A 3,059-nucleotide genomic window follows, 5' to 3' on the forward strand; every position below is an offset into this window, starting at 1 on the left:
CAGGTCTCGTGCCAAGCTGGTCTCCGTCGTAGATACCAGCTTGAATCATGCCCGCCGACAGATGTGAATCCCTTTTGTCAACATGACCTAGTGCCGCTCCGGTTGCTCACTTAAGCGACCTTTCTTTCGAAGGCCAAGGGGCTTTTCCAGCCGAGAGCTGAATGCCTGCGTCGTGGATTGTAGAACCCGTTTATGTATTCGAAGATGGCTATCTCGGCATCGCGGCGTGTCTGCCAGGATCGTTGCCAAATCCCCCCAACCAAAACCGTCGGGGAAGTGTGTTCACATGGGTCAATTCTCAGTGACAATTTATGGGCATACCGGGTCAGTTCTCAGTGACAATCAACAACGTTCGATGCCGGTGGAGCAGTAGCCATCCACCTCATCCGCTTTGGGCCGGTCAGTCTTGATCGTTATTTAGCCGAGCTGCAGAAGCTGAAGCCGCCAAAATTATCAAGCTCCAAATGGTCTTGGGTTTTAGCACTTCTAAGATTGGTCATTCTGTTTCTGACGACCGAGCCCACAAATTGATATCTTCTTCCGAACTGATTGCATCGATCCTTGCCAACTCTTCATCACTGAAGGCGAGGTTATCGACTACGCCTGCGCAATCTACGATCTGACCCGGCCGGGACGCACCAATAAGCGCGGTCGTTACGCGTCCGCCTCTTAACACCCAGGCCAGGGCCATTTGCGCCAGAGTTTGCCCGCGTGCCTCAGCCATGTCGTTCAGAGCACGGACACTTGCCAGAGATCGCTCGTTGATCATGCCATCAAGTAGCGACTTCCCTTGTGTAGCACGGCTGCCATCCGGAATATCGCGCAGGTATTTTGACGTTAGAATGCCTTGTGCCAGCGGCGTGAACGCAATCGATCCTACCCCAAGATCGTTCAGGGTATCGAGCAAACCGTCCCGCTCCACCCAACGGTTGAGCAGATTGTAAGAAGGCTGGTGAATCAGGCAAGGTGTGCCAAGGTCGTTGAGAATCTTCACAGCCTCGCGTGTGCATTGGGAGTTGTAGCTCGAGATACCTGCGTAGAGCGCGCGACCCGACCGTACGATATGATCCAACGCGCCCATCGTCTCTTCGAGCGGGGTGTCGGGGTCAAATCGGTGGGAATAAAAGATGTCGACGTAATCAAGCCCCATGCGCGCGAGTGATTGGTCACAGGACGCGATCATGTACTTGCGCGACCCCCATTCTCCGTAGGGTCCCGGCCACATGTCGTAGCCTGCTTTGGAGGAAATGATCAATTCATCCCTGTAGCCCGTGAAATCAGTTCTTAGGATTTCGCCAAATGCCTCTTCTGCCGATCCGGGTGGTGGACCGTAGTTGTTCGCCAGATCAAAATGAGTGATCCCATGGTCGAATGCGGTCCGACACATTGCTCGCTTGTTTTCGTGCGTCGAGTCCGCACCGAAATTATGCCACAGGCCCAAGCTGACAACAGGAAGCTTCACACCCGACCTCCCACATCGCCGATAAACCATTCGCTCATAGCGGTTCGGCTCCGGGGTGTAAGGAATGGGTTTTGGCTTTGGCGGTCGTTGAGCTTTGGTCATGCGCACATAATCAATGGAATGTTGGGCCTGTCAAACGGATCAACTCCGGTAAGATCGACACGAGTTTCTGCGCGTCCTAGATGGGTGCTTATGGTTAGTCTTACTCCTGCACCAATGTCTTACGATTTGATCGATTGCATTCGGTACCGTCGCATAGACGCAGCGAAAGTCCGCAAGCGGGCTGCAACCGCAGCATCAATATGGCGGGTTGGATGTCGGCTCTGGGCCGTTATAACAAGTGGCGGAAAGACATCACGGTATCACCTTAGATATCAGCGCTATCGCTCAGATTGAACTAAGTTGGCTACGCCAATTCGCTGGCCATCGATTTCAGGTGGCGCATGTCGGTACCGCAGCACCCTCCAAATACTTGGATCGACGGATTCTGCCTCGCAATCGAGGCAATCTGTTTACCAAGTTCAGCTGGATCGCCTTCGTCCAGCTCATCTGCTTCGTCAAGTTCCGCATGCGAGCAACTCGAAGCGTTTGCCACCATGCCTTTAAGCCGGGGGTGGTTGCCAAGCGCTCCGGCGAAATGGGTCGGATGAGCGCAGTTGACCATAAAAAACAGCGCCGCCGAGTCCGTTGCCGCGTCAATCTGGTCAATTCCGTCCACAAGTTTGGTTCTGTCTGCCAGGCATCCGTCTGTCTCAACAACCAGAGACATGATGATCGGCAGTTCAGCGTCTCGGGCAGCGAGGATACATCCGGCTGCCTCGCTTGGACGGTTGAATGTATAAGCAGTGACCAGGTCGACGCTAGTGTCTTTCAGACTTTGCATTTGAACAGCATGGTATTGACGCGCATCTTCGACGGGTACCGGCGGGATGTCGGCGTAAGGATCATAGCGCGGGCCGATACAGGCCGACACCAGTATATCATCGCGAGCGGCAGCCTGGCGGACGTCCTCCATTAGGCTGACCGCATCTTTGTTCACTTCAACGAGCCGTTCTGCATCGTACCCCAAAGGCGCTGCCCGGTCGGCGTTCGCCATCCATGTGGGCGCATCAAGGATACACCCGACATTCATTTCACCGGCGAGATCAACAAGTGTCTGCATTTGACCGGCCAGTATTGCCCTGGTGCCAGGTTCTTCCAGCAATGGAAACGACGCGAAACCGGGTAAATCAACTCCGTGATTGAATATCAGGTCGGTGCCAGTACCCGCATAAACCAGAAAGGTCTTGTTACCTTCGAGTGGGAACTGTCGCGCCATTCTGATCCACGCCTAAATACCGTTACATCTTCACGAGAAACATACATCGTCTCGGGTCTCCTGTGAACCTTAGGGCGACGACAGGATGAATTCCGTGAGCATGACCTCATCTTCCCGGGTAACTCTCAACCGCAGCGAAATTCTCCTTCGGCGGGCCGCACTGCAGCGTCATCAAGCCATAGCCAATGTCTGTGGGTGGCTCCTGCATTGCAAGAGTTTTTTGGCGATTTCTGCGGTCGATTTCGTCAGTACTGTCGTCTGTCCGGCCTGTTCGTGCGG

At 54.2% G+C, this 3,059-nt stretch carries 3 protein-coding genes and 1 pseudogene; 1 reads left to right on the forward strand and 3 read right to left on the reverse strand.

Annotated features, from left to right (window positions below):
* Nucleotides 1–110 precede the first annotated feature (110 nt).
* From ACR0ID_RS20275 to ACR0ID_RS20285, 3 genes and pseudogenes are all read right to left on the reverse strand, one after another.
* Nucleotides 111–251, reverse strand: a pseudogene (locus ACR0ID_RS20275) (IS3 family transposase); the annotation flags it as partial.
* 245 nt (nt 252–496) lie between these two features.
* Nucleotides 497–1,528, reverse strand: a complete 1,032-nt coding sequence (gene mgrA / locus ACR0ID_RS20280) for an L-glyceraldehyde 3-phosphate reductase (protein ID WP_480608384.1) — start codon at nt 1,526–1,528, stop codon at nt 497–499.
* Nucleotides 1,529–1,868: 340 nt separating this feature from the next.
* A complete protein-coding gene (locus ACR0ID_RS20285; RefSeq protein ID WP_480608378.1) occupies nt 1,869–2,780 on the reverse strand; it encodes a homocysteine S-methyltransferase family protein in 912 nt (303 codons plus the stop codon).
* Between the two features lie 94 nt (nt 2,781–2,874).
* Here ACR0ID_RS20285 and ACR0ID_RS20290 point away from each other — a divergent pair.
* Nucleotides 2,875–3,059 (forward strand): hypothetical protein (locus tag ACR0ID_RS20290; protein WP_480608381.1); only part of this gene is annotated, 185 nt, incomplete at its 3' end.

Source organism: Ruegeria sp. AL2 (genome assembly GCF_056540845.1).

What these genes read in the sequence shown, in the direction of transcription:
- ACR0ID_RS20285 (WP_480608378.1), bottom strand. Translation starts at nt 2,780, where the DNA reads ATGGCGCGACAGTTCCCACTCGAAGGTAACAAGACCTTTCTGGTTTAT.